This window comes from Streptomyces sp. BE20 (assembly GCF_036322525.1).
Lineage (GTDB): Bacteria > Actinomycetota > Actinomycetes > Streptomycetales > Streptomycetaceae > Kitasatospora.
Map to the genome: position 1 here is coordinate 1 of NZ_JAQYWW010000578.1, position 24,787 is coordinate 24,787.

General features: G+C 75.0%; 22 protein-coding genes. 11 read left to right on the forward strand and 11 right to left on the reverse strand.

Annotated elements, in window-relative coordinates; genetic code table 11:
- Positions 1-343: 343 nt before the first annotated feature.
- Positions 344-1,309: a LysR family transcriptional regulator gene (locus PUR61_RS10225; protein WP_329878005.1), complete on the reverse strand. Its 966-nt coding sequence runs from the start codon at positions 1,307-1,309 to the stop codon at positions 344-346.
- Between the two features lie 71 nt (positions 1,310-1,380).
- On the opposite strand from PUR61_RS10225, the gene PUR61_RS10230 reads away from it, so the two are divergent.
- The gene (locus tag PUR61_RS10230) at positions 1,381-2,115 is read left to right on the forward strand and encodes an SDR family oxidoreductase (protein WP_329878007.1); all 735 of its coding nucleotides are present in this window, start codon (positions 1,381-1,383) and stop codon (positions 2,113-2,115) included.
- A gap of 227 nt (positions 2,116-2,342) precedes the next feature.
- Here PUR61_RS10230 and PUR61_RS10235 read toward each other — a convergent pair whose 3' ends face one another.
- The 4 genes from PUR61_RS10235 to PUR61_RS10250 all read right to left on the reverse strand — a co-directional run bounded on the left by PUR61_RS10235 (position 2,343) and on the right by PUR61_RS10250 (position 5,219).
- Positions 2,343-3,065, reverse strand: coding sequence for a dienelactone hydrolase family protein (locus PUR61_RS10235; protein WP_329878009.1), 723 nt, complete (start codon positions 3,063-3,065; stop codon positions 2,343-2,345).
- A 233-nt stretch (positions 3,066-3,298) separates the two neighbouring features.
- Positions 3,299-3,421, reverse strand: coding sequence for a hypothetical protein (locus tag PUR61_RS10240; RefSeq protein ID WP_329878011.1), 123 nt, complete (start codon positions 3,419-3,421; stop codon positions 3,299-3,301).
- Positions 3,418-3,972, reverse strand: coding sequence for a VOC family protein (locus tag PUR61_RS10245; protein WP_329878013.1), 555 nt, complete (start codon positions 3,970-3,972; stop codon positions 3,418-3,420). Before PUR61_RS10245 ends, PUR61_RS10240 begins: the two co-directional genes overlap by 4 nt.
- On the reverse strand, positions 3,969-5,219 hold the full coding sequence (locus PUR61_RS10250; RefSeq protein ID WP_329878015.1) for an MFS transporter: 1,251 nt from the start codon (positions 5,217-5,219) through the stop codon (positions 3,969-3,971). The genes PUR61_RS10245 and PUR61_RS10250 overlap by 4 nt, the downstream gene beginning before the upstream one ends.
- Before the next feature lie 544 nt (positions 5,220-5,763).
- On the opposite strand from PUR61_RS10250, the gene PUR61_RS10255 reads away from it, so the two are divergent.
- The 5 genes from PUR61_RS10255 to PUR61_RS10275 all read left to right on the forward strand — a co-directional run bounded on the left by PUR61_RS10255 (position 5,764) and on the right by PUR61_RS10275 (position 12,444).
- Complete coding sequence (locus PUR61_RS10255) at positions 5,764-7,899, forward strand: hypothetical protein (protein WP_329878017.1); 2,136 nt, start codon at positions 5,764-5,766, stop codon at positions 7,897-7,899.
- Positions 7,896-8,810: a protein phosphatase 2C domain-containing protein gene (locus PUR61_RS10260; protein WP_329878019.1), complete on the forward strand. Its 915-nt coding sequence runs from the start codon at positions 7,896-7,898 to the stop codon at positions 8,808-8,810. The genes PUR61_RS10255 and PUR61_RS10260 overlap by 4 nt, the downstream gene beginning before the upstream one ends.
- A 5-nt stretch (positions 8,811-8,815) precedes the next feature.
- Positions 8,816-9,964, forward strand: coding sequence for a Gfo/Idh/MocA family protein (locus PUR61_RS10265; protein ID WP_329878021.1), 1,149 nt, complete (start codon positions 8,816-8,818; stop codon positions 9,962-9,964).
- A 130-nt stretch (positions 9,965-10,094) separates the two neighbouring features.
- A complete protein-coding gene (locus tag PUR61_RS10270) occupies positions 10,095-11,498 on the forward strand; it encodes a UDP-glucose dehydrogenase family protein (RefSeq protein WP_329878023.1) in 1,404 nt (467 codons plus the stop codon).
- A 1-nt stretch (position 11,499) separates the two neighbouring features.
- A complete protein-coding gene (locus PUR61_RS10275) occupies positions 11,500-12,444 on the forward strand; it encodes an NAD-dependent epimerase/dehydratase family protein (protein ID WP_329878025.1) in 945 nt (314 codons plus the stop codon).
- On the opposite strand, the gene PUR61_RS10280 is transcribed toward PUR61_RS10275, so the two are convergent.
- The 4 genes from PUR61_RS10280 to PUR61_RS10295 form a co-directional block, all read right to left on the reverse strand.
- Positions 12,396-13,127, reverse strand: coding sequence for a helix-turn-helix transcriptional regulator (locus PUR61_RS10280; protein WP_329878027.1), 732 nt, complete (start codon positions 13,125-13,127; stop codon positions 12,396-12,398). The genes PUR61_RS10275 and PUR61_RS10280 overlap by 49 nt on opposite strands.
- Positions 13,124-13,825, reverse strand: coding sequence for a copper homeostasis protein CutC (locus PUR61_RS10285; RefSeq protein ID WP_443035144.1), 702 nt, complete (start codon positions 13,823-13,825; stop codon positions 13,124-13,126). The genes PUR61_RS10280 and PUR61_RS10285 overlap by 4 nt, the downstream gene beginning before the upstream one ends.
- A gap of 279 nt (positions 13,826-14,104) precedes the next feature.
- Positions 14,105-15,325: a serine hydrolase domain-containing protein gene (locus tag PUR61_RS10290; protein ID WP_329878031.1), complete on the reverse strand. Its 1,221-nt coding sequence runs from the start codon at positions 15,323-15,325 to the stop codon at positions 14,105-14,107.
- Positions 15,326-15,427: 102 nt separating this feature from the next.
- Positions 15,428-16,369: an NAD-dependent protein deacetylase gene (locus PUR61_RS10295; RefSeq protein WP_329878033.1), complete on the reverse strand. Its 942-nt coding sequence runs from the start codon at positions 16,367-16,369 to the stop codon at positions 15,428-15,430.
- A 455-nt stretch (positions 16,370-16,824) separates the two neighbouring features.
- Here PUR61_RS10295 and PUR61_RS10300 point away from each other — a divergent pair, with 455 nt between their 5' ends.
- Complete coding sequence (locus PUR61_RS10300; protein ID WP_329878035.1) at positions 16,825-17,328, forward strand: hypothetical protein; 504 nt, start codon at positions 16,825-16,827, stop codon at positions 17,326-17,328.
- A gap of 142 nt (positions 17,329-17,470) precedes the next feature.
- A complete protein-coding gene (locus PUR61_RS10305) occupies positions 17,471-18,286 on the forward strand; it encodes a class I SAM-dependent methyltransferase (protein ID WP_329878037.1) in 816 nt (271 codons plus the stop codon).
- A gap of 113 nt (positions 18,287-18,399) precedes the next feature.
- Here PUR61_RS10305 and PUR61_RS10310 read toward each other — a convergent pair whose 3' ends face one another.
- Together PUR61_RS10310 and PUR61_RS10315 are read right to left on the reverse strand one after the other, a co-directional pair.
- A complete protein-coding gene (locus tag PUR61_RS10310; RefSeq protein WP_329878039.1) occupies positions 18,400-18,606 on the reverse strand; it encodes a hypothetical protein in 207 nt (68 codons plus the stop codon).
- Between the two features lie 518 nt (positions 18,607-19,124).
- Positions 19,125-20,390: an MFS transporter gene (locus tag PUR61_RS10315; protein ID WP_329878041.1), complete on the reverse strand. Its 1,266-nt coding sequence runs from the start codon at positions 20,388-20,390 to the stop codon at positions 19,125-19,127.
- Positions 20,391-20,596: 206 nt separating this feature from the next.
- On the opposite strand from PUR61_RS10315, the gene PUR61_RS10320 reads away from it, so the two are divergent.
- The 3 genes from PUR61_RS10320 to PUR61_RS10330 all read left to right on the forward strand — a co-directional run.
- Positions 20,597-21,514 carry a LysR family transcriptional regulator gene (locus PUR61_RS10320; RefSeq protein ID WP_329878043.1) on the forward strand — a complete coding sequence of 306 codons (918 nt, stop codon included), beginning with the start codon at positions 20,597-20,599 and terminating at the stop codon, positions 21,512-21,514.
- Positions 21,515-21,718: 204 nt separating this feature from the next.
- Complete coding sequence (locus PUR61_RS10325) at positions 21,719-22,186, forward strand: hypothetical protein (RefSeq protein ID WP_329878045.1); 468 nt, start codon at positions 21,719-21,721, stop codon at positions 22,184-22,186.
- Positions 22,187-22,459: 273 nt separating this feature from the next.
- The coding region (locus PUR61_RS10330; RefSeq protein WP_329878047.1) for a tetratricopeptide repeat protein at positions 22,460-24,787 on the forward strand (2,328 nt) is incomplete at its 3' end.

Genomic DNA, 24,787 nt, shown 5'->3' on the forward strand with positions numbered 1-24,787 from the left:
CTCTCATCAGCGTCTCCGACGACACCTCCGGGCCCGGTGACACCACCCCCCAGGTCATCTCTTCGACAGGGGGACACAGTCATGCCGGGGCCCGGAGGCCAGCGGCCCTCTTGCAGGACCGCGAAAAACATAACGGGGGCAACCGTTCCACGGCTGCCACCCCCGTTCTGCGTCCCGGTCCGCCCGTGAGGTCGCAGCCTCCGCCAGGACCCTGCTGCGCTCCCGTGCGGACGTCGAGGCGCCGCGCTGGACGTGCGGGCCGTACTGGCGGCGCCGGAGGCGGGGTTCCGCCTGCACCCGCCGACCGACGGCGAGTTGCCGGCACTGCCCGACCCGGCGTCCGTCACCGCCCGGCGGACCGAACCGGCCGCGGCACGGTCATGTGGTCGGGGTGGTGGGTGGCGACGTCGTGGGCGGCTCGGACGAAGGCGGCGACGGCTGCGGATCGCGAGGTCTCCGGCCAGGCGACCATGACCGCGCTGGGGCTGAGGCCGGTGACCGGCCGGTATGCGATGTCCGGGCGCTGGTGCCGCTCGGTGGTGGAGCGTGACAGGAACGCCACCGCCTGCCCCAGCGCGACCACCTCCAGGAGTTGCTCGACGCTGGCCACGAGCGGCCCCTCAAGAGTGTCGTCCGGCGCCAGGCCTGGGTGGCCGTCGCCCGGTTCCGCTCCGTCGCATCCTGTGTAGTAGGCGGTGGTGGAGGGGGCGGCCCCCTTCCAGCGCGGGATCGGTTCGCCCCTGAGGTCGGCCAACCGCAGTCGCCGGCGTCCGGCCAGGCGGTGCGCGGCGGGGAGGACGGCCAGTCGCGGCTCGACCACGAGCGTCTGGGAGTCCAGCCCTTGACCGTCGAACGGGCTGCGGAGCAGCGCTACGTCGGCACGGCCGTCCCGCAGCATGGCGATCGGCTCACCGCTGCCACCGACGACGACTTCAGGCGGCGGCAGATGCGAACCCGTTCCCCGGTAGGCGGCGAGGATCTCCCGCAGCAGCCCGGCGTCGCCTCCCGGTTTGACCGCCACGACGAGCTGGGGTGTCGGCTGACCGGCCCGGCGTGCTCGCCGGGCCGCCGCGTGCACCGCGTCGACCGCGATCCGGGCCTGGTCGAGAAGCACCTGACCGGCGTTGGTCAGCCTCACCTGCCGGGTGGTGCGCTCCAGCAGGCGTACCCCGAGCCGGGACTCCATCTGAGCGATCGCCTTCGACAGCGGGGGCTGCGCCATCCCCAGGCGTTGCGCGGCCCGGCTGAAGTTCAGTTCCTCTGCGACCGCGACGAAGTACCTCAGCTCCCGCACCTCTAGCTCACTCATATCTGCGGACTATAGATCCAGAGTCTTCTGGTCTTTCCCTGCCGCCCCTGGGTGAGGGGAGGCTGGGTGCCATGACGACTTCGCAGAAGACTGCTCTGATCACCGGCGCGAACAAGGGCATCGGCAAGGAGACGGCGCGCAGGCTCGCAGCCCGCGGCATCACCGTGCTGATCGGCGCCCGCAACGCCGAGCGTGGCGAGGCTGCGGCCGAGGAGCTTCGCGCGGGCGGCGCCGACGTTCGGTTCGTTCCGCTGGACGTCACCGACGAGACCTCGGTCCAGGCCGCCGCCAAGCACATCGACGCCACGTTCGGTCGCCTCGACATCCTCGTCAACAACGCCGCGATCGCCGCCGGACCGCAGAAGCCGAGTGAAACCCCGGCCGCCACCGTCCGGCAGGTCTACGAGACCAACGTGTTCGGCGTCATCGCGGTGACCCACGCCATGCTCCCCCTGCTCCGCCGCTCCGCCGCCGCGCGCATCGTCAACATGTCCAGCGAACTCGGCTCCCTCACCCACCTGGCCGACCCGGACAGCCCCTGGTCCGCCTACTCCTCGATCCTCCTCCCTTACTGCACCTCGAAGAGCGCGCTGAACGCGATCACCGTGCTCTACGCCGGTGAACTGCGAGCCGAAGGGATCCTGGTCAACGCGGTGAGTCCCGGCTACTGCGCGACCGACCTCAACCGCCACACCGGGATACGCACGGCGGAGGAGGGCGCGGCCGTGGCGGTCGACCTGGCGACGGCGGGCGAGGACGGCCCGACGGGCGCCTTCTTCGCCGAGGACGGGCCGATTCCCTGGTGAGACCGTGCCGCCCGCGGCCGAGCTGCTTGTTGCTCGTGGACGACGAGGGTGACGGCGACGCCGGAGGAGCGGATCTCTCCGGCGGCTTCACCGCGCCCTCCGGCTCGGGGCCTTCGATACGCGGCCCCCGGCCCCCGGGGCCACCGGTCGCCGGTACCCGCCGGGATCTCGGCGGGTACCGGCGCCGTCCACCGCCTACCGTCTGCCGACGGCTCGGCGGCCCGGCCTCACTTCAGGTGCCGGCCGAAGAACCGGACCCCGTCCTCCACCTCGAACCAGGGCGTGCCGGTGTGCCCGCCCAGGTTGGAGTGCAGCGTCTTCTCCTCGGCGCCGAACGCGTCGAACAGGTCCAGGGCCCGCTGCCGGGGGTTCCCCTCGTCGTCCCACTGCAGCAGGAAGAGCAGCGGGACGGTGACCTGCCGGGCTTCCTCGCGCTGGGCGCGGGGCACGTAGCCCCCGGCGAAGAACCCGGCCGCCGCGATGCGCGGCTCGACCGCCGCCAGCCGGATGCCGACGGCCGTCCACCCCGAGTACCCGACCGGGCCGCCGATCCCGGGCAGAGCAAGGAGGGCGTCCAGGGTGGTCCGCCACTCCGGGACCGCCCTCTCGACCAGTGGGCCGATGAAGGATTCGAAGATCTCGTCGACCGGCTCGCCGGCCTGCACCGCCCGGCGGATGTCGGCCCGGGCCCGGTCGTCGGCGGCGGAGCGGGGCCGGTCACCGCACCCCGGGGCGTCGATGGAGGCCACCGCGTAGCCGTGCGCCGCGGAGTGCCGGGCCCGGGCCACCAACCGGGACGCGCTCTTGGGCAGGCCGTTGTTGTGGGCCATCAGGATCAGCGGCAGCGGTGCCGCCGATTCAGGGGTCCACAGGGTGCCGGGGATCTCCCCGAGGGTGAATTCGCGTTCGAGGACGCCGTCGTCGAGGCGCCGCTCGGAAGTGAAACGCATGGTCATGCCTTTCGGGAGTGCTCGTGAACGGCGCTCCCGGGCGACCTACCGCCCGACCATGACCCCGCAAGGGAGCACCCATGTCGATCCTGCGTTCACGGGTACCACCTCCTCGGTCTCTCGCACGGCCTCCGGAAACGTAGCAGTGGCCGCAGTCGTCCGCCAACAGGTTTTCGCGGAGGCTCCCCGGCCGGATGCCACGGAGCCGGCGCGCTCCGCCGAGCCCTCGGCGGTCATCCTGCCGGGGCCTCGGGCGTCTGCTCGACGAGGGTGGCGGTGGCACGGTCGGGGAACTCGCAGAACCGGCGGTGTTCGTCGGCGTCGAAGCGGAGAGTCGAAGCCCTGACCGGGCTCACGCCCGGCCCTGGTCCAGGGCACCGGCACCGGCACCGGGTACGGCGTCGTCCGGCGCGCGGGACGGGCCGGGGGCGTACAGCTCCAGGTGCATGCCCCAGGGGGTGAGGACGTAGACCCAGCGGGTGCCGGCCACCGGGTGGGCGGCGTGGATGGTCTGCGGGTCGGCGAGGACCCGCACGCCACGGGCGCGCAGGTACGCGGCGGCCGCGTCCACGTCGGCGACGCGCAGGGCCAGGTGGTGACCGCCCCAGTCGCTGTTGGCCGGCTGGACGCGGCGCTGGTCCGGAGCCTCGTACTCGAAGAGTTCCAGCTCCAGTCCGTCGGGCAGGCGGACCACCGCGACCATGGCCCGGGCCCTCGGGTGGACGTTCAGGTGGCGGGCCATCCAGTCGCCGTCGTCCTCCACCGGCCCGGCCCGGTAGACCTCGATGGCGCCGATGACGCCGGTGAAGAACTCGACCGCCTCGTCCAGGTCGGGGACGGTGTAGGCGGCGTGGTGAGCGCCCAGCAGCCCGGGCAACGCGCGCGTCAGGGGGTCGGTCGTGGTCACGGCTGGAGCTCCGGGGTGGTGGTAGGGGCCGGCGCGGCGGCCGGGACACCGGCGCGCAGGATCAGCACGGTCAGGACGGCCGCGCCGGCCAGCAGCAGCGGGACCAGCAGGAACCCGGCGCCGGGACTGATCCGGTCGGAGAGCGCGGCCAGCAGCATCGGGGCGGCCCCGAAGGCCGTCCCCGAGGCGTAGCCCATCCGGCTGGAGGCGGCGTCGGGCCCGTTGGTGGCGGTGTCCAGGACCAGCACGATGGCCATCGGGAACTGCAGGGCCATCCCCAGGCCGCAGACCACCAGGCCGCCGACCGCGACGGCGGGTGCGGTCGACGCCCAGAACAGCGCGAAGCCGACGGCAGAGAACGCGAGCGAGCCGAGCAGGACCGCCCCGGCGGGGAAGCGCAGGGTGAACCGGGCGCCGAGCAGTCGCCCGACGAAGATCCCGACGACCAGGGCCGCGCCGGCGGCGGTCGCGCCGGCGGCACTCACCCCGGCGTGTTCGCGCAGGTAGTCGGACTGCCACTGGGTCAGGCAGACCTCGACGCCCGCCACCGCGACGATCACGCCGAGGGCGGCCAGGAAGAGCCGGGGGTCACCGCGCCCGGTCACGGCGGGGGCGGGGGTCCGGTCGGCCGGTCCGCCGGCGGACCGGCCCTGCGACGTCGTCGCGTCCGCCACCTGGTGACCCGAGGGCAGCCGGTGGCGCAGCAGCCGGCCGAGCAGCACGACCGCCAGCACGAGGACGGCGGTCACCGCGATACCGGGCCGCCAACCGAGGTCGGCGCTCACCGAGGCCCCGACGATCAGCGGCGCCAGCAGCCCGATCCCGGACATCGCCGCGTTCGCCTCGCTGATGGCGGCCGGCCCCGCCGCACCGTGGTGGTCGCTCAGCGAGGGCCAGATCGCGGTCAGCGCCACACAGCCGAAGAAGGCCGTCAGCAGCGTCGCGCCGAGCGTCTGGACGGTGCCGTGCGCCAGGGCGAGCAGCAGGGAGCCGACGGCCACCCCGCCCATCGCGCCCCAGAGCGTCCGGCTGCGGCCGAACCGGGCCACGAGGCGCGGGAACAGCGGTGCGCAGAGCAGCATCGCCAGCGAGAAGGCGGTGCCGTGCAGGCTCGCGACGAAGCGGCTGGTGTGCTGCTCGTCGCGCAACAGGGGCACGAGCGGGCCGAATCCGAAGACGAAGTACCCGTACGCGGCGATCTGCGCGTAGAGGAGCCACGTGGTGGCGTCCCTGGTCAGTCGAGGCATTGGCCGAAGTTAGCGCTACGCCGGGCGGAACGTCTGTACGCGGCTGTGGTACCCGACCGGGTACCCCGGCCGTGCGCCGCATCCGGCCATGCCGCAACGGGCCGACGACGTGTCAGCATCACGACTCCGGCACGACGCCCGGTGCCGACGCCGATGCCGCCGGGACCGGTCGGGCGGCGCCGAACGGCCGGGGGGCTGACGCCGCACGTCGGCGAGCGGCTCCGGAGCACCGGCGGGCGGCGCCCTGCACGACGACGGAACGGCGCCGACCGCGACGACGGTGCCGGCGCGCCGCACGGCGTCGCGCCGCATCGGCGGCACACGACGGGTGCGGCCCGCCCGGGGCACGACAGCGCGAGAAGGCGGCCGACGTCCGCGGCACCGTCGTGGCACGAACGCGGCGCGAACGCGGCGCGAACGCGGCGCGAACGCGGCGAAGTCTCGTCAGGGACAAGGCGAAAGCACGGCACGGCACGCGAACGGTCCGGCACGGAAACGGCCCGGTGGGAACAGCCCGCCGGCGTCGACGGAGGGGAGCTCGGGGATGGACACGGTGCACAGCGGCAGGGTCCGGGTCAGCGGGGCGGTGATGACGCACCCGCGCCGGGCAGACCTGGCACGGGAGTTGATCGGCCGCTGCCGGCCGGAGGAACTGGACCTGGTGCTCGACCCGGAGCCGGACGGCCCGCCGACCGGACTGCGCACCGCCGTGGCGGCCTGGTCCTCCGTCCCGGCCGGCTCGACCCACCACCTCGTGCTCCAGGACGACGCGGTGCTCACCCCCGGCTTCTTCGACCACGTGCGCGCCGCCGCCGAGGCCGCGCCCGACGCCGCCCTGTCCTTCTACACGCACTGGCAGTCGCGCAACGCCGCCGCCGTCCGCCTGGCCGTGCTCTCCGGACACCGCTGGGCCCCCGCCACCGGCGAGTACACCCCGACCGTGGTCCTGCTGCTGCCCGCCCCGGTCGCCGCCGGGTTCGGCGCGTACGCCCGCGAGCACGGTGCGACCTGGGCCGACGACGTGGTCATGAGCCGCTACCTGCGCGAGCACGGGGTGCCGACGTACCTCTCCGCGCCGAACCTCGCCGACCACGCGGACGTGCCGAGCATGCACGCCAACGGCGGCCACGGGCCTCGGCGTGCGGCCTGCTTCGCGCCGGTCGCGCCCGGCGCGTCGTGGGAACTCGACGGCGGTCTGGCGCAGTTGGACGCGATCCCGTTCTTCAAGCACGGCCGGGCCCAGGTCGCCACCCGGCTCGGCGACAGCGGCTGGGCCGGCATCGAAGCCCACCGCTACCTGAGCAGGCTGGGCCTCGACGCGCAGGACACCGCCAAGCGCCTCGACGACCTGCTCGCCGAACCGGCTCCGGGCCGGGACGTCGTCCTGGCCGAGGTCGACCGGCCCGCGCTGCTCGCCCACTGGCAGACCGCCCTGCTGATGGGCGTGGTGACGGCCACCCGGACCGGGGCGGCCGCCGGCCCCGACGGCGTGCTCGCCGATTCGGCGCTCGCCACGCTCGGCGCCGGCGGGCTCTGCACCCGGTTCGGCGACGACGACCTCGTCAGGCTGCGCCCCGGGCTCCTGGATCTGGCGCGCTCCGGGTACGCGGAAGGGCTCGCCGCCGGCGCCCGGCTCGGCGCCGCGCCGACCGGGGGCGGCCCCGCCCGCCCGGCCCGGGCGCGTCGCGTCGTCGTGTCCGGCCCCGGGGCGCAGCCGACGGCCCCGACCGCTCCCGCCGCCCCGGCGGCCGTCCCGGCAGGCGTGGCCGGCGTGGCCCACGCGGCCGACGTCCATGACGTCCACGGCGCGCAGGACGTGCGCGACGCGGACGGCTCCGAGCTGGCGGCGGCCCTGGCCCGCGCACTCGCCGACGGGGAGTGGGACGTCACCCTGTGGGGCGGGCAGGGCCCGGAGTACCCCGGCGTCCGGCACGCGGAGCCCGGCGCCGGGCTGTCCGGTGCCGCCGCCGTCCTCCAGGTGCTCGCCGACGATCCGGTGCATCGGGCGACGGCCGCGGGGGTCACCCTCGCAGCCGCCGAGGAGGCCGGTGTCGGGACGGTGGTGCTGCTCGTCGACGCGACCGGAGCGGCGCCCCTCGGACCGGTGCCGGGCGCGACGGTGCTCCGGCACGACCTGGTCTACGGGCCGGGCATCCAGTCGGGCTCGGTGCTGGAGCAGGCCGTACGCGGGTCGCTGCTGGCCCGGCCGATCCGGATCCCCGACCAGCCGGGCCGGCGCTGGCGGCCGGTCTTCGTCGACGACCTGGCCGAGGCGGTGGACCGGGCGCTGCGCCTGCCGCCCGCCGAGGGCCAGGTGGACGTCCGCGGCGTACGGCCGATGGGCGTGGCCGACCTCGCGGAGGCGGCCTCCGCCGCGGTCCGCCCGGTCCCGGTCGAGGTGACCGGGGCGGTCGGGGCGCCGGGCGCCGAGACGAACGGCTCGGACGACCGTCGGGCCGGCGGACCGGAGGACGTCGTCGCCGTGCTCGGCCGGCGGCCCCGGACGGAGCTCGCGGACGGCCTTCGCGCCTGGTCCCAGTGGCTGGCCTACGAGGCCGAGCCCCGCCCCCGCACCGCGCGACGGTCCGGCCCCGGGCCGCTCGCCGGACCCGCCTCCGCCGCGGAATCCGGTCCCGCGACCGCGGCGCACGCCGACGACGCGACCGGGGGCGGCCGATGAGCACCGTCCCGTTCTCCACCGAGGCCGCCAGCATCCCCTCCCCCGGCGGCGCCAACGAGGACCTGGTCCTCACCGGACCGCACTTCGCCCTGGTCATCGACGGCGCGACCGCCGAACCCGGGGCCAGCACCGGCTGCGGCCACGACGTACGGTGGCTGGTCGCCGAGGTCGGGACCCGACTCGCCCGCGGCCTGCTGCACGACCCCGACGCCCGCCAGCCCCCGCGCGAACTCCTCCACGACGCGCTCACCGACCTCGCTACCGAACACGGCCGGACCTGCGACCTCGACAACCCGTGCAGCCCGACCGCCACCCTCGCCCTGCTCCGGCTCACCGGCGACACGGTCGAACACCTGGTGCTCGGCGACTCCACGGTGGCGCTGCGCGAGCACTCCGGCGCCGTCCACGCGGTCACCGACGACCGGCTGGAGCGCCTGATCCACCTGCCCTGGGCCGAACTCCGCCGCCACCGCAACCGGCCCGGCGGGTTCTGGGTGGCCGGCCCCAGGCCGGAGGCGGCCCGGCAGGCCCTGGTCGGACGCCGTCCGGTGGCGTCGCTCTCCGCCGCCGCGCTGCTCACCGACGGCGCGGCCCGCCTGGTCGAGCGCTACGACTGCTCCTGGCCGGACCTGCTCGACCTGCTGGAGGCCGAGGGCCCGGTGCAGTTGGTCGAACGGGTGCGGACCGCCGAACTGCGCACCGCGCCCGGCCGGTTCCCCGGCAAGCACCAGGACGACGCCACCGCCGTGCTCTGCCGCTTCGAGCGCGACGACCGCTACCACCGCACCGGCGACCACGCCCGCGCGGAGAGCGGCAGCGACGGCCGGGCCGACGGCGGCGAAGCGGTCACCGAGCCCGGCACCCGCACGAGCGCCACCGCGACCGACGGCAGCGGCCGGGGAACGGAGTGAACCCCGTGCCCGAGGACCACCTCGACCTCCGGGACCACCAGGACGGCACCGCGCCGTTCGGTGTCGCGTTCGTCGGCTGCGGCTACGTCGCCGACCTCTACGCGGCGACCCTGCCCAACCACCCGTCCCTCCGCCTGACCGGCGTCCACGACCGCGACCCGGCGCGGAGCGCCGCCTTCACCGCCCACCACCGCGTCCCCGGCTACCGCAGCCTCGACGCGCTGCTCGCCGACCCTGCCGTCGACGCCGTGGTCAACCTCACCAACCCCGAGAGCCACTACGAGGTGACCCGCGCCGCCCTGCTGGCCGGCAAGCACGTCTACGTCGAGAAGCCGCTGGCCACCGACCTCGAACGGGCCCGTGAGCTGGTCGAACTCGCCACCGGGCGCGGCCTTCGGCTGGCCTCGGCACCGTGCGGGCTGCTCGGCACCGCCGCGCAGACGGCGTGGCGTGCCCTGCGCGAGGGCCGCATCGGGACGCCCCGGCTGGTCTACGCCGAACTGGACGACGGTCCGATCCTGCGGATGCCGTTCCACGAGTGGATCAGCCCGTCCGGGGCGCCCTGGCCCTACCTCGACGAGTTCGAGACGGGGTGCACCGTGGAGCACGCCGGCTACTGGCTGACCTGGCTGACCGCCTTCTTCGGCCCGGTTCGCGAGCTCACCGCCTTCGCCACCCTCCTCGCCCCCAACCCCCATGTCCCACCCGGGACTCCGCTCGCACCGGACTTCTCGCTCGCCGTCCTCTCGTTCGAGAGCGGGGTGACGGCCCGGCTGACCACCAGCATCCACGCGCCCAAGGACTACTCGCTGCGGGTGATCGGCGACGACGGCCTGCTGACCGTCGCCGACTCCTGGCAGTACGACTCGCCGGTCACCGTCCGCCGGCACCCGGACGGCGTCCCGGAGACCGTGCCGCCCGCCGAGGGCCCCGCGCGCCCCTTCCGCTACCCCGGCACCCACGACATGGACTTCGCCCGCGGGGTGGCCGAACTCGCCGTCGCCGCAAGCGGATCACGCCCGACCGGGTTGCCGCCGGACCACGCCCTGCACGTCCTGGAACTCACCCTGGCGATCTCCGGGGCGGGACCCGGCGCCGTCATCCGTCCCACCACCACCTTCGCGCCCGTCCCACCGATGCCCTGGGCCCGGTGAGCAGGACCGCGACTCCCGACCGCGGCACCGCAGCACGCCGCGCGGCACAACCCGCACAAGCACGCCACGCACGACCCGCACCACTCTCACCCCTCGCACCACGAGCAGCGATCAGGAGCAGTGAGGAGCAATGACCAGACCCATGCCTCCCGACCATTCCGTACACGACCGGCCGGGGCTGTCCTTCCTCGGGACCGGCTACCTCGGCACCACCTACGCCGCCTGCTACGCCGAACTCGGCCACCACGTGATCGGCCTGGACGTCGACACCGCGAAGGTCGCCGCCCTCAACGCCGGCACGGTGCCCTTCCACGAGCCCGGCCTCACCGAGCTGGTCCGGCGCGGACTGGCCTCCGGGCGGCTGGAGTTCACCACCGACCCCGCCGTCGCGGCCGCCGGGGCCGACGTGCACTTCCTGTGCGTCGGCACCCCGCAGCGGCCGGACGGCACCGGCGCCGACCTCGACCAGGTCGCCGCCGCGGTGCGCACGCTGGCCCCGCACCTGCACGGCCGGGCCCTGGTGGTCGGCAAGTCCACCGTGCCGGTCGGCACCGCCGAGTGGATCGAGCGGCTACTGCGCAAGCACGCACCCGACGACGCCGACCCCGAGGTCGCCTGGTGCCCGGAGTTCCTCCAGGAGGGGCACGCCGTCGACGACGTGCTGCGCCCGGACCGGATCGTGGTCGGCGCGCGCGGTGACTGGGCTCGCGAGACCCTTGCCCGGGTGCACGACGGCGTGCACGAGCTGGCCGCCCGCGAGGGCCGGGAGATCCCCGTCCTGGAGACCGACTTCGCCACCGCCGAGCTGGTCAAGACGGCCGCCAACGCCTTCCTCGCCACCAAGATCTCGTTCATCAACGCGATGGCCGAACTGTGCGAGGCGTCCGGGGCGGACGTCGCCGCGCTCGCCAGGGCGCTGGGCCACGACTCCCGGATCGGACCCGAGTTCCTGCGGGCCGGGGTGGGCTTCGGTGGCGGCTGCCTGCCCAAGGACATCCGCGCCCTGCAGGCACGTGCGCACCAGCTCGGAGCGGGTGCCGCGGTGCGGTTCCTGCACGAGGTCGACCTGATCAACCAGCGCCGCCGCGAGCGGGTTCTGCAGCTCGCGGGGGAGCTGCTGGACCGCACCGCCGGCCCGGCCGGACCGGAGCTCGCGGGCAGCCGGATCGCCGTCCTCGGCGCGACCTTCAAGCCCGACTCGGACGACGTGCGCGACGCGCCCGCGCTGGCGGTGGCGCGGATGCTGCACGGCGCCGGTGCGCTGGTGCGGGTCTACGACCCGCTCGGCCGGGAGAACGCGCGTCGCAGCCACCCCGAACTCGCCTACGCGGAGAGCCTGGAGGCGGCCTGCGCGGACGCCGATCTGCTCTGCGTGCTCACCGAGTGGGCGGAGTTCCGCACCGCCGACCCGGCCGCGCTGGCGCCGCTGGTCAGCGGGCGCCTCGTGATCGACGGCCGCAACTGCCTGGACCGCCAGGCGTGGCACGCGGCCGGCTGGACGTACCGCGGTCTGGGTTGGAAGGAGGCGGCCTGAGATGGCCGGTGACCGGAAGGAGGAGGGCCTGATGACCGGACGGCCCGCAGAACGGACGATCCTGGTGACCGGAGGGGCCGGCTTCGTCGGCGGCAGGCTGATCGGCAGCCTGGTGGCGACCGACCCCTCGGCGCGGATCGTCTCGGTGGACAACTACTTCACGGGTACGCCCGAGCGTCACGTGGACCACCCGAACGTGCGTTACCTGCACGGCGACACGGCCGACGTGGTCACCCTGTGGACCGATCGGAGCCTGCCCCCGCCGACCGTGGTGTACCACCTCGGCGAATACTCGCGCATTCCGCAGTCCTTCGAAGAACCGGACCGTGTCTGGGAGTTCAACCTGCGCGGCACCAAGGAGGTGGTCCGGCTCTGCCGTCTGCACGGCGCCAAGCTGGTGTACGCGGCGTCCAGTTCGAAGTTCGGCAACGACGGCCGGGACGAGCACCTCAACCCGTACGCCTGGACCAAGGCCAAGAACATCGAGTACATCCGCAACACCGCGCAGTGGTTCGGCCTGGACCACGTGATCACGTACTTCTACAACGTCTACGGGCCCGGCCAGATCGCCACCGGCTCCTACGCGACGGTGATCGGCATCTTCGAGGAGCAGTTCCGGGCCGGCCTGCCGTTGACGGTGGTCGAACCGGGCACCCAGAGCCGCGACTTCACGCACATCGACGACATCGTCGAGGGGCTGCTGCTGTGCGCGGAGCGCGGCTCCGGGGACGGCTACCTGCTGGGCCGGGGCGAGGAGCACCGACTGGTCGACGTGGCCCGGATGTTCGGGACCGAGATCGAGATGGTGACGGCCCGCAGAGGTGAGCGGGTCGGCGGCCGGGCGGACAACTCCCTGGCACGGGAGCTCGGCTGGGAGCCCAGGATCTCCCTGCCCGACTACATCGCCGAGTTCGTCGCCACCCGGGGGCCGGTGCCGGTCTCCTGAGCACCGACGGGGTCGACGATCCCGTAGCGCAGGGCGATCGCCACCGCCAACGTCCGGTTGGGACAGTTCAGTTTGGCCAGCACCATGGTGACGTGGCGTTTTGCACCGTGCACCGAGATGCCCAGCCGGGCGGCGATCTCCTTGTTGCTCAACCCCTCGACGAGCAGCCCGAGGGTCTGCCGTTCCCGCCCGGTCAGCGCCCCGCCGGCCACCCCCGGCAGGCCGCCGCGCTGGTCCGGCACCCGCGGACCGGTTCGGACCCGACCGGGCGCCGGCAGGCGGCGGAGCACCAGCCGGCGCAGCGAATCCTCCAGGACGGCGGTGGTCAGCTGCTCCAGCGGCAGGAAGCCGTCGACCCGGGCGGTGGCCCAGGATCCCGGCTCCCGTGCGGCGTTGGCGCCGAGCAGGACGAGCAGCCGGGCCTCACCGCGCGGGGTGGCGAACACCGCCCGGGCCCACGGGGCGACCTCCTCGGCGCAGACCAGGACGACCACGTCGGCCTGCCAGAGTTCGACGGGCGAACCGATCCGGTCGTGCGGCTTGGTGGTCACCTCCCCCACCAGGGGCAGGGCGCGGAGCATGCCGGCGATCCCGTGACGGTGCATCTCGCCCTCGGCGACCACCGTCACCGCGAGGGCGGCTCCGCGCCCGGGAGGGGCGGCGGGCCCGCCCGGCTCGGTCACGACGCGCCCCCCAGCAGCTCGGCCCACACCCGAACCGCAGCAGGGTCGACGGGGCGGTCCCAACTGCCCTGCGGGCGGGCCCGGGTGCCGACGTGGAAGGCGTTCACACCGCCCGCGAGCAACGGCGCCGCCTCCGGTTCGCGCAGCGTCCCGCCGGCGATCAGCCGGGGCACGGCCCCGCGCTCGCCGGGGACACCGCGCCCGGCCAGCGCCCGGTGTTCGGCGAGCAGGGTGGTGAGGCCCTCCGCGACGCCCTCCCGGCCCCCCGAACTGAGCACCGCGTCGAGCCCGGGAAGTCCGGACAGTGCCGCCCAGGCCGCCGATCGGTCGTCGGCGAAGTCGATCGCCTTGTGGAAGGTCCACGGACGCCCGTCCAGCACCTCCAGCACGGCCTCGACGGCCGGCAGGTCCACCGTGCCGTCGGGCGTCAGGAACCCGAGGACGAACTCCTCCGCCCCGGCACGCAGCAGTTCCCGGGCCCGTTCCCGCAGTACCTGAACCTCGCCCGCGGCGAAGCCGTCCGCCTCGCGCACCATCACGCGCACCGGCAGGTCGACCGCCGCACGCACCTCCCGCACCGTCTCCGCCGACGGCGTCAGCCCCCACCTCGCCATGTCACTAACCAGTTCGATTCGATCCGCACCCCCGTGCTCGGCAGCCCGGGCGTCCCCCGCGTCCAACGCGATCACTTCAAGCATTGGTCTAGACATACCGGAATGATCTCACAGCGCCTCCGACCGGGCTGTCGTGTCCGCATAACAGAATCACCGGGCGGGCGCCGGGACTTCGCGTAGGCGGACATCCCTCACCGTAGGCGGGTACGAAGGGCGGTTCGATCCCAGAGATCTGGGATCGAATGCGCCATGCCCCCCCGGGCGGGCACGCCCCGACGCGCGATCCGAATCGGTCCGGACCCGCGCGGGTCCGGACCGGGCACCACCGACGCGTCGCCCGCGCACCCGCCCTCGGCGGACGGTTCAGCCGAGGGTGAGGGGGTGGTCCGGGGCGAGGCGGTCGACGATGCGGCCGGCCACGTCCTGGGCGGTGTTGCGGTCCGGGCTGGCGCAGCCCTTGGTGGTGGTCACGGCGACGGCCAGGCGCTCGACGGGCAGGTAGGCCTCGATCGCGGCGTAGCCGTAGAAGGACGGGTTGGACAGGATCCATCCGTCGGAGACGATGACGCCGAGCCCGAAGTGCCGGGCCGCGGTCTGCGGGAGGCAGACGGTCTCCGGGCAGTCCGGGCCGGGGCCCGGCAGACCGACGGTTCCGGGGTCGAGCTGGGTCCGGAACGCTTCCGGGGAGAGCAGCTCGCCCGTCCCGACGGCCTCGACGGACCGGGCCAGGTCGCAGATGTCGGTGACGAGGACGGCCCCGGGCGCGGTGGTCCAGGACGGGTTCCAGAAGGTGGATTCCTCGTACGTGCCGCGCGACGCCGTGAAGGCGTGCAGCACGGGGGTGGGGATGTCGGGGGTGTAGTTGTTGACGGTCTGGTCCAGGCCGAGCGGGCCGGTGACCCGCTCTCGGAGGAGATGGTCGAGGCGCGTGCCGGTGATCTTCTCCAGGGCTGCGCCGAGCAGGACGAAGTTGGCGTGCGAGTAGCTCCAGTTGGAGCCGGGGCGGTACCAGAACGGGTGGCTGGTGGAGATGGCCACGAGCTCGTCGGCGTCCCAGTGCCGGAAGGGGTCGGCGTAGATCGCGGCGAGGAAGCCGGGGTCGGTGACGTAGTCGGCGAGCCCGGAGGTCGAGTCGCCGAGCATCCGCAGGGTGATCTCGTCGGCGCGAGGCAGGCCGGGCAGCCAGCGCGACACCGGTTCGTCCAGGCCGACCCGGCCCTCCTCCGCGAGTTGCAGCAGGACGATGCCGAGGAAGGGGAACGCCACCGAGCCGGCCCGGACGTGCATGTCCGGCTCGGCCGGTACCCCGGTCATGGATTCGCCGAGCGCCCCGGTGACCAGTTCGCGGCCGTCGACGGTGACGCGCAGGACGACGGAGTTCAGGTCGAGCTCGTCCTTGACCTGCCGGGCGATGTCGAGGACCTCGCGGGCCCGGGCGTCACCGGCGGGATCGGAGCGGACGCAGGCGCGCGCCACCGGGGGTGCACCCGCGACGGCCTGCGGGGCGGGTGGGAGAACGGCGGCGGTCACGGCCGCGACGGTCAGCACGGCGGCGGTGACCGCCGTGGTCCGGGTGAAGGTCATGACGCACTGTGCGCGGACCGCCCCGGGCCGGGCGGGCGCAACACTCCGCAGGGTCCTCCGACGGGCCCAGCCCGGCCACGCGCCGCGCCGGGACGGGGGACGTCAGGGCGCCACAGGCGCGCCGAGCCGGTCGGCCAGGGTGGCCAGTGCGGCACCGAGCGGGAGGTCGGCCCGTACGGCGGCGAGGTCGTCGGCGCGGGTGGGCCCCTGGTTGACGATCGCGACGGGCTTGCCGGTGCGGGCGGCGCGACGGGCGAAACGCAGACCCGACAGGACGCTCAGGGAGGACCCGAGGACGAGCAGCGCGCGGGCGTCGTCGACCAGGTCGTAGCAGTGCTGGACCCGGGGCACGGGCACGTTCTCGCCGAAGAAGACCACATCGGGCTTGAGGACTCCGCCGCACACCTCGCAGGGGGCGATCCGGAAGGACTGCGCCAGCTCGGCGGGCAGGTCGGCGTCCCCGTCGGGGTTGGCCGGCACGGTCTCGGCCAGGGCCCGGACCTGGGCGGGGAAGGCGCGGTTGAGGGCGTGCAGGCGCTGGTCCAGGCGCTCGCGCGGGGTCGTCCGCCCGCAGTCCAGGCAGACCACCCGGTCGAGCGAGCCGTGCAGCTCGACGGCGTCCGTCGTGCCTGCGGCCCGGTGCAGGCCGTCGACGTTCTGGGTGATGACCCCGGAGACGAGCCCCGCCCGGCGCAGCCGCTGCACCGCGTGGTGGCCCGCGTTGGGACGGGCCCCGACGATGGTCCGCCACCCGAGGTGGCTGCGCGCCCAGTAGCGCCGCCGGTTGCCCTCGGCGGCCAGGAAGTCCTGGTAGGTCATCGGGGTGTGGCGGCGCAGGCTGCCCGTCGGACCCCGGTAGTCGGGGATCCCCGACTCGGTGGACAGGCCGGCGCCGCTGAGGACGGCGACGCCGCCCGCCACCAGCAGACCGGCGAGCCGGTCCAACGACGGGAGTGCGCCGTGTCCTTCGGCCGCGTTCCCGCCCGCCACGGTCCCGACGACTCCCGCCGGCCCGACGCGGTGCTCGTGGTCGCCGCTGCTCATGCGGGCAGCCTAACGCGCGGTGCCCGCGGGTGCCCCGGTTCGGCCGATACGGGACGGCCGGTCCCCGCGCCGGGTGGCACGGGGACGGCGCCGGGCGGTCACGGTCGCCACGCCGGACACGACCGACCCGGCGCCGCGAGCGGTGCCGTCCACGGTGGGCGGGGCGGTGGTGAGCGCGCCGCGGACCGTCGCCGAACCGCGATGGGGCCTCCACCGTCCGGGGGAATCCCCCGTGGACGACGGTAGGCGCACCCCGGAGCGGGAAGGCAGGCGCGTGTCCGAGGAGGGTGCGGGCCGCCCGCTCACCGGCCCGCGCGCCCCCTCGCCCGGGTCCGCGCAGCCGCGCGGACCCGGCACCACGCCGGCCCGGGGACCGTACGGGCACCGGAGCACCCGAGCACCGGAACGTACGGGCCCCGGTGCCTGCGCACCCGAGAACACGAGGTACCCACGACATGACGACCCCCCTCAACCGCAGGAACGCCCTGCGCATGGCATCGGCGGCAGCCGTCGGCGCGGGCGCGACCGTCGGCCTGGCCGCGCCGGCCCGCGCGGCCCGGCGGGCCCGCACCCTGACGCTGACCGGCAGACGCGCCTCGGCCAACATCCCGGACGTCCTCACCACCGGCACGCCGTACTTCGTCCACTACGAACTCCTGGACGCGGAGGGGAGTCCGGCCGGCACCGAGAGCGCCCACTGCCTGCCTGTCACGGTCGGGACGGACGGGGCCCTCGTCATCGCCACCCTGGTCCTCCGCCTGACCGACGGGACGCTCACGGCCGCCACCGCCTTTCCCCGCCCGCTGCCCGCGCTGACCGAGGTGCTCACGGCGCCCAGGCAGTGGTCCCACACGTTCGCGGTCACGGGAGGCACCGGGGCCTACGACGGCGCCACCGGGGAGATCGCGATCGACCACATCAGCCGGGAGGAGGACGTCCTCACCGTCACCCTGGGCTGAGCCCGCACGAGGCCGGGCGCCGACCGGGCGCCGACCGGGCCGCCCCGACGCGGCGGGCCGGACGGGGCCCGGCGGGGGCGATTCGGCCGGACGGCACAAAACGGCTTGAGCACCGCTCCGACCGCTGACTAGCGTGCCTGTCATGACCAAGACTCCGGCACCGACCGACTGGCGCGCGACCAACCGCGCGAACTGGGACGAGCGCGTCCCGATCCACGCCGCCAGCGAGTTCTACGACATCCCCGGCTTCGTCGCCGGCAAGGGCGGGCTGCGGGACTTCGAACTGGACGAGGTCGGTGACGTCGACGGCAAGACCCTGGTCCATCTCCAGTGCCACATCGGCCTGGACACCCTGGCATGGGCCCGGCGCGGAGCCACCGTCACCGGCCTCGACTTCTCCGAACCGGCCGTCGCCGTCGCGAGGGACGTCGCGAACCGGATCGGCGCCGCCACGGCCCGGTTCGTCACCGCCGACGTGTACGACGCCGTCGACGTGCTCGACGCGCAGACCTTCGACATCGTCTACACCGGCCTGGGCGCCCTGTGCTGGCTCCCGGACATCGAGCGCTGGGCCCGGACGGCGGCCTCCCTCGTGGCCCCGGGCGGCTTCCTCTACCTCGCCGAGTTCCACCCGTTCGGCGACACCCTCGCCGAGGACGGCCGGACCGTCGAGCTGGACTACTTCCACGACGGGCCGACCGTCTGGGACGAGCCCGGCACCTACGCCGAGCAGAACGCCGCGACGACCGCGAACGTGACGGTCGAGTGGCAGCACGGTCTCGGGGAGGTCATCAGCGCCCTCACCGCCGCCGGACTCCGCCTGGAGTTCCTGCACGAGTACGACTACACGCTGTTCGCCCGGTTCCCCGTCCTGGAGCAGAACGCGGGCTACCGCTTCCCCGAGGGCCGGCCGCGCGTCCCGCTGATGTACTCGCTCCGCGCCACGAAGCCCGAGTAGGCGCACCCCCGAACCGCCCCCGAACCGCCCGAACCGCCCGAGCCACAAAGGGCTTCGGGGCTTCGGGCAAAGGAAAACGCCCCGGAGCCGGAGCTCCGGGGCGCGGGGGTGGATCAGCCGTTGCTCCGGTCGAACCACTGCAGCCAGTTGGCGCGCGGACCGACGAGGCCGACCGCGGCGTTGCCGGCCTGGAGGCCCGACTGCGCGGAGGGCTGGTGGCCCCCGCCGTGCGCCACCGCGACGGTCGGCGTGACGACGGCAGCCGCAGCGGCGACGGTCGCGATCACGGCGAACTTGCGGAGATTTCCACGAACCGACATCTCAGGTTCTCCTTGGTCAAGGGTTCAGTAGCTGGCTTCCGCCAACCCGGACGGGTCCGGGCGGAGACACGTTTGCACACGAACGTGGAAAGGGTGGGATTCTCGCAAGCCGAACGGTGCGAACGGGTGAGAAGTTACCTCCTGAGGGTGAGTCAGGTGGCGCCGTCCGGAGCCGGGGCCGGCTCCCACCCGGGCGCGGGCGCCCCTCCCGGTGCATCCGCACCAGGGCGGTGTCCACGACGCGTTCCGCCCCGCCGGCGACGAACGCCAGCTCGTAGAGCGACGGTCCGGGTTCCACCGCGCTCCCTCCCCCGACCCGTTCGACCGACCGTTCCCCTGACCGCGCTTCCGGCGGCGCCCCCAGCCTACGGGCGGCCTCCGACAACCCCGGCCCGCCCGGTCCGCCCTGCCCGCAAGGTCCCGGCGCCCGGGTGTCGGGACCCGGCAGCAACCCGGGGCAGTTGCACGGCCCCGGAGTCCGGCGGGACCGGAGCCGTCCGCCCGCCCCTCCCCGCTCGTCACCCGCGGGGAGGGGCGGGCGGACCGGGAACGGTGGGCGGACCGGGGAGGAGGGCGGCGGCCAGCGGGGCCGCCGCGACGAGGACGCCGCCGAGCCACATCACGGCCGCTGGGCCGAGGCCGTCGACGATCCGCCCGCCGGCCAGGGCGCCCAGGGCGATGGCCGCGTTGAAGACCGCGACGAACAGCGCCGACGCGCCCTCGGTCGCGTCGGGGGCGGCCCGGGTGAGCCAGGTCTGCGTGGTCACCGACACGCCCCCGTACGCCAGGCCCCAGAGTGCCACCAGGACGACCGCGCCCGGCACGCCCCTGCCGACCACGGGCAGCGCCAGGACGCTGACGGCGAGCGCCGCACCGATCCCGGCCGCCGACGCCCGCACACCGCGGCCCACGACGGCGCCGGCCACGAAGTTGCCCACGATCCCCCCGGCCCCGTAGACCAGCAGCAGCACGCCGACCTGCCCGGCCGAGGCACCCGACACCTCTTCGAGGACGGGACTCACGTAGGTGTACGCGGCGAAGTGCCCGGTCACCAGGAGGGCGACGACGATCAGCCCGGTCCGCACCCCGGGGACGGCCGCCAGCCGCAGGACCCCGCCCAGGCCGAGCGCGCGTTCGGCGGGCAGCGGCGGGACCAGCAGCGCCACGGCTGCGGCGACGAGCAGCGCCAGACCTCCGAGCACGGCGAAGGCCTCCCGCCAGCCGGCCGACCCGCCGAGGAAGGCGCCCGCGGGGACGCCGAGGACCGAGGCGAGCGCGACGCCGCTGAAGGCCGTCGCGGTGGCCGGCCCGGCCGAGGCGCGCGGCACCAGCCGGACCGCCACCCCGGCGGCGAGCGACCAGACACCGCCCATCGCCAGTCCGACCAGGACCCGGGCCGCGACCATGACCGCGAACACCGGCGCCCACGCCGCCAGCAGGTTGGCGGCCCCCAGCAGGACCAGCAGCACGCAGAGCGCCCGCCTGCGGTCCCACCGGCCGAGCGCGGACGTGAGCGGCGGGGCGGAGACGGCGGCCACCAGCCCGGTGACGGTGAGCGTCAGTCCGGCGGTGCCCTCGGTGACGTCCATCGCGCCGCCGATCGGGGTGAGGAGCGCGACGGGCAGCATCTCGGAGGTGACGACGGCGAAGGTCGCGGCGGCCAACGCGAGGACGGCCGGCCACCCGCCCGGCGGGCGCGCGACCGGGGCGGAGGGGAGCGACGAGGACGAGGGCGGGAAGGGCGGCCGCGGGGCGGCGGTCGGTGTCAGGGAGTGCTCTGCCATGCGTCCCAGCCAACGCGTCGGCGCAGGTGGGAACAAGGACGGATCACTCACGCTTCCATGAGTCGGGCTCATCGATCGATTCGCCCGCCGTCACGTCCGCACGTCCGCACGTCCGCACATCCCACATCCGTCACATCCGCCGCATCCGCCGTATCCGCCACATTCGCGCTCCGGGCGACCGGCGCGCGCCGAGAGGAGTCCCCGCCATGGGCAGTCCGGACCTGCGGGAGCTGGAGTGCTTCCTCGCCGTCAGTGAGGAGCTCCACTTCGGCCGTGCCGGCGAGCGGCTCCTGGTCTCGCAGAGCCGGGTCAGCCAGCTGGTCCGTTCGCTGGAGCGCCGGATCGGGACCCGACTGCTGGACCGCACCAGCCGCCGGGTGCGGCTGACTCCCGCCGGGAAGGACTTTCTGGCCGAACTCGCCCCCGCCTACGCGGCATTGCGAGGCGCGGTCGACCGAGCGACCCGCGCGTCCGCGCAGGGGGTGCGGGGGCTGCTGAGGGTCGGGTTCCAGGGCAGCGCCGGCGCCGGCTTCACGGCCGCCGTCACCGCGTTCCGGCGGGAACGGCCCGACTGCGCCGTCGAGATCACCGAACTCCCGCTGGCCGACCCGTTCGGCGCGGTGCGCCGGGGCGACGTGGACACGGCGGTCGTCCTGCTGCCGGTCGTCGAGGAGGACCTGACCCTGGGGCTGGTGTTCTCCCGGCAGCCGCACTACCTCGCGGTCGCCCACCACCACCCGTGGTCCGGGGCCGCCTCGGTCGACGCGGAGCAGCTCGCCGGCACGACCCTGATCGACCTGGCGCGTACCGCGCCCGCCTACTGGCGCCGGGCCCAGGTGCCCGACCGCACGCCCGACGGCGTCCCGATCCCCACCGGTCCCGAGGTCCGCACCCTGCAGGAGGGCCTCTCGCTGGCCGCCGGCGGCCAGGGGGCCATGCTGCTCTGCCGGCCGACCGCCGACCACCACCGGCGCGAGGACCTCTGCTACCTGCCCGTCACCGGTCTGCCGGACTCCGCCCTGGGCCTGGTGTGGCGCGCCGGTGACGAGTCGGCTGCGGTCCGCGGCTTCGCCGGCGCCCTGGCCGCGGCCGTCCGGGCGGCGCCGGGCCCGGCCCGGGCGTAGGCGCACGGGTTCGGGCACCGGCGACGGTCCCACGCCCCGCACCCCGCACCCCGCACCCCGCACCCCGCACCCCCACGGGCGCGCCCACCCGTCCGAGTGGTCCGCCGCCGTGTCCCGCGCGCCCGGCGGTGGGGCACGTCGATGCTGACGGTGGCGCGGCCGGACCCGGCCCGCGCCCGAGCAGCGACGAAACGGGTGAGCGCGATGTCCGAGAACCTGTTCCACCGATCCTTCCAGGCCGCCTGCGCGGTGGTGCTCCTGACCGCCGGTCCGGTCGCGGCGGCCACCGTCTGCGGCGCCGACCTCGCGGTCACTGTCTCCGATCCCGCGCCCGTCCACGACGGCGGCTTCACGTTCCTGCACCCCGTGGTGAGGAACATCGGTGGCATCGCCACCACCGAACCGTTCACCCTGGCCGTCCACCTGCCGCCCGGGGTCGTCGGCACCGGCACGGCCCCGGGCGGCACCTGTTCCACCGGACCGCACGGCCACACCGTGACCTGTACGTTCCCGGCCGGCCTGGACGCCGGTGCCACCGCCGGCGCCGAGGTCCGGATCTCCGTCGCCTCGGGCATGGCCCCGGAGGTCCTCCGGGGAACCGTGGAGGTCGCCCTCCCCGGCGACCCGACCCCGGCCGACAACTCCGCCACGTTCGACATCGAGGTCCTGTAGACCCGTCCGCCCGGGGCCGCCGCACCGCGGCCCGGGACGGCGTCCGGGGCGTGCACCGCCCGGCGGGAGCCCCGCCCGGCGGTGCACGCCGGGGACCGCCGAAAGTAGAGACATCCCCGGGCCCGATTCACTACCGTCGTTCCGACGGGGTTCGGGCGCGCGGCCGTCGGCCCGCGGTCGACGGCCCGCGGTCGACGGCCCGCAGGGCGACCTGACGGCAGGTGGCCGGACCACGGTCGGCCCGCGGCCGGCCGGTCTCGGCAGGGGGTGGGAATGGCACAGGCGAAGAGGCGACTGTCGCGTGCGGAGGCGGTGCGGCAGCGGGCCGGGGCCCAGTTCATCGGCCGACGGGCGCAGTTGGCCCTGTTCGTGGAGAACCTCGGCAAGGATCCCGATCCGGATGCCGGGCCGGACCCGGCGGACTTCCTGTTCCACGTGCGCGGGGTGGGCGGGGTCGGCAAATCGACACTCCTCGCGCAGTGGCGGGAGGCGGCCCACCGGGCCGGAGCACTGACCGCGCTGGTCGACGACACCGACGTCCACGGCGTCGAGACCACGCTGACCGCACTCGCCCGCCAGCTGGCCGAACAGGCCGGCCCGCTCAGGGAGTTCGACAAGGCGGTCGAGCAGTACCGGCGGGCGCTGCAGGCCTCCGCCGAGCGCGTGCCCGAGCAGTCGCCCGGCGCGGAGGCGGCGTCGCTGCCGGCACGGCTCGTGACACAGGCGGCGTTCGGCGCCGCCTCGGTGCTGCCGGGGGCGGGCGTGGTCGCGGCCATCGCCAGTCCGGAGACCGTCGCGCAGGGTGCGGACCGCCTCGTCGCGGGCGTGCGGCAGCGGCGGCGCGGCGGCGACGGGGACGAGTCGGCACTCAGCCGCGCCTTCGTGGCCGAACTCGGCCGGATCTGCGAGCGCGACCGGGCACGGCGACCGTGGATCGTGCTGTTCCTCGACACCTGGGAGGTGACCGGCCGCTACCTCGACGGTTGGCTGAGGGAGACCATCGACGACGCGTTCGGCGCCCTGCCGCTGGAGGTCGTCTTCGTCCTCGCCGGGCGGGACGAGCTCGCCGAGCGCGAGTGGGCGCCGTGGCGGCCCGTCCTGGTGGACGTGCCGCTGGAGGTGTTCACCGAGCAGGAGGCCCGCGACCTGCTCGCCGCCCGGGGCGTCATCGATCCCGGTGTGGTCGACGCGGTCCTCCGGATGTCGATGCGGCTGCCGCTGCTGGTCGCCCTCCTGGCGCACGCCGACCCCGGCGCGGTCGACGTCGTCGCCGACGTCGGCGCGGACGTGGTCGACCAGGCCGTCGTGCGGTTCCTCCAGTGGATCGCCGAACCCGAGCGCCGCGAGACGGTGGTGGCCGCGGCGCTGCCGCTGCAACTGAACCAGGACCTGTTCGCCTGCGCCGTCCCTGACGCCGAACCGGCCACCTGGGAATGGCTGTTGGGCCAGCCCTTCGTGGCCGGGCACGGCGACTTCCGGCAGTACCACGCCGTGGTCCGCACCAGCATGCTCCGCCGTCGCCGCACGCAGTCGCCCCGGCTGTGGACGGCCGCCCACTCCCGCCTCGCCGAGTACCACGCCGCCGCCCGGACGTCGGCGGAACAGCACCTCCAGGTGTCCCGGCGGACCGCAGACCCGCGGTGGCGCCGGCACCTGCTCAACGAGACCTACCACCGGCTGTGCGCGGATCCGCTGGCCGGTCTGCCCGCGGCCCTCGAACACACCGCCCGGACCGCCGGTGAGGCCCCGGACGCCCTGGCCGTGTGGGCGGAGATGCTCCACCAGGCCGCCCAGGACAGCGCCGACGCCGACCTTACCCGCTGGGCCGACCTGATCAAGTCGGCCGCCGCCGGTGAGCAGCCGGTCCTGGAGACCCTCGGCGTGCTCACCGCCCCGGTCCTGCCCGCCCGCGTCCGGGCCTGGGCCCTCACCCACCGGGGCTACCAGAACTTCATCGAGGACCGCGACGACGACGCGCTCGCCGACCTCGACCTGGCCGTCGCCACCGCGGCCGGTCTCTCCCAGACGCTCGCCTACCGTGGCCGCGTGCACAGTTGGCACGCCCGCTACGAGCAGGCCCTGGCCGATCTCGGTGCCGCGCTGGCCCTCGACCCGGGCAACGCCTGGGCGCTCGCCCGGCGCGGGGAGACCCACCAACTGGCGGGCCGTGCCGAGGAGGCGATGCTCGACTTCACCGCCGCGCTGGCCCTCGACCCCGACGACGCCTGGGCGCTCGGCTCGCGCGGCCAGGCTCACCGCCAGGCCGGCCGACCCGACGAAGCCATCACCGACCTCACCGCCGCCCTCGCCCTCGACCCCGAGTACGCCTGGGCCCGGGTCCAGCGCGGCGAGGCGTACCGGCAGACGGGCCGGTTGGAGGAGGCCGTCGCCGACCTCAGTGCCGTCCTGGCCGTCGACCCCGAGGACATCTGGGCGCTCGGCTCGCGCGGCCAGGCCCACCGCCAGGCCGGCCGACCCGACGAAGCCGTCACCGACCTCACCGCCGCCCTCACCCTCAACCCCGAGTACGCCTGGGCGTTCGCCGAACGGGGCGAGGCCCACCGCCAGACCGGCCGGCTGGAGGAAGCCGTCGCCGACTTC

Bases quoted from the DNA above. Each gene is read 5' to 3' on its own strand.
- PUR61_RS10300 (WP_329878035.1), top strand. From the start codon at position 16,825: ATGACGACCCCCCTCAACCGCAGGAACGCCCTGCGCATGGCATCGGCG.
- PUR61_RS10320 (WP_329878043.1), top strand. From the start codon at position 20,597: ATGGGCAGTCCGGACCTGCGGGAGCTGGAGTGCTTCCTCGCCGTCAGT.
- PUR61_RS10310 (WP_329878039.1), bottom strand. From the start codon at position 18,606: ATGTCGGTTCGTGGAAATCTCCGCAAGTTCGCCGTGATCGCGACCGTC.
- PUR61_RS10260 (WP_329878019.1), top strand. From the start codon at position 7,896: ATGAGCACCGTCCCGTTCTCCACCGAGGCCGCCAGCATCCCCTCCCCC.
- PUR61_RS10290 (WP_329878031.1), bottom strand. From the start codon at position 15,325: ATGACCTTCACCCGGACCACGGCGGTCACCGCCGCCGTGCTGACCGTC.
- PUR61_RS10305 (WP_329878037.1), top strand. From the start codon at position 17,471: ATGACCAAGACTCCGGCACCGACCGACTGGCGCGCGACCAACCGCGCG.
- PUR61_RS10285 (WP_443035144.1), bottom strand. From the start codon at position 13,825: ATGCTTGAAGTGATCGCGTTGGACGCGGGGGACGCCCGGGCTGCCGAG.
- PUR61_RS10295 (WP_329878033.1), bottom strand. From the start codon at position 16,369: ATGAGCAGCGGCGACCACGAGCACCGCGTCGGGCCGGCGGGAGTCGTC.
- PUR61_RS10255 (WP_329878017.1), top strand. From the start codon at position 5,764: ATGGACACGGTGCACAGCGGCAGGGTCCGGGTCAGCGGGGCGGTGATG.
- PUR61_RS10325 (WP_329878045.1), top strand. From the start codon at position 21,719: ATGTCCGAGAACCTGTTCCACCGATCCTTCCAGGCCGCCTGCGCGGTG.
- PUR61_RS10225 (WP_329878005.1), bottom strand. From the start codon at position 1,309: ATGAGTGAGCTAGAGGTGCGGGAGCTGAGGTACTTCGTCGCGGTCGCA.
- PUR61_RS10235 (WP_329878009.1), bottom strand. From the start codon at position 3,065: ATGCGTTTCACTTCCGAGCGGCGCCTCGACGACGGCGTCCTCGAACGC.
- PUR61_RS10270 (WP_329878023.1), top strand. From the start codon at position 10,095: ATGACCAGACCCATGCCTCCCGACCATTCCGTACACGACCGGCCGGGG.
- PUR61_RS10275 (WP_329878025.1), top strand. From the start codon at position 11,500: ATGGCCGGTGACCGGAAGGAGGAGGGCCTGATGACCGGACGGCCCGCA.
- PUR61_RS10230 (WP_329878007.1), top strand. From the start codon at position 1,381: ATGACGACTTCGCAGAAGACTGCTCTGATCACCGGCGCGAACAAGGGC.
- PUR61_RS10315 (WP_329878041.1), bottom strand. From the start codon at position 20,390: ATGGCAGAGCACTCCCTGACACCGACCGCCGCCCCGCGGCCGCCCTTC.
- PUR61_RS10250 (WP_329878015.1), bottom strand. From the start codon at position 5,219: ATGCCTCGACTGACCAGGGACGCCACCACGTGGCTCCTCTACGCGCAG.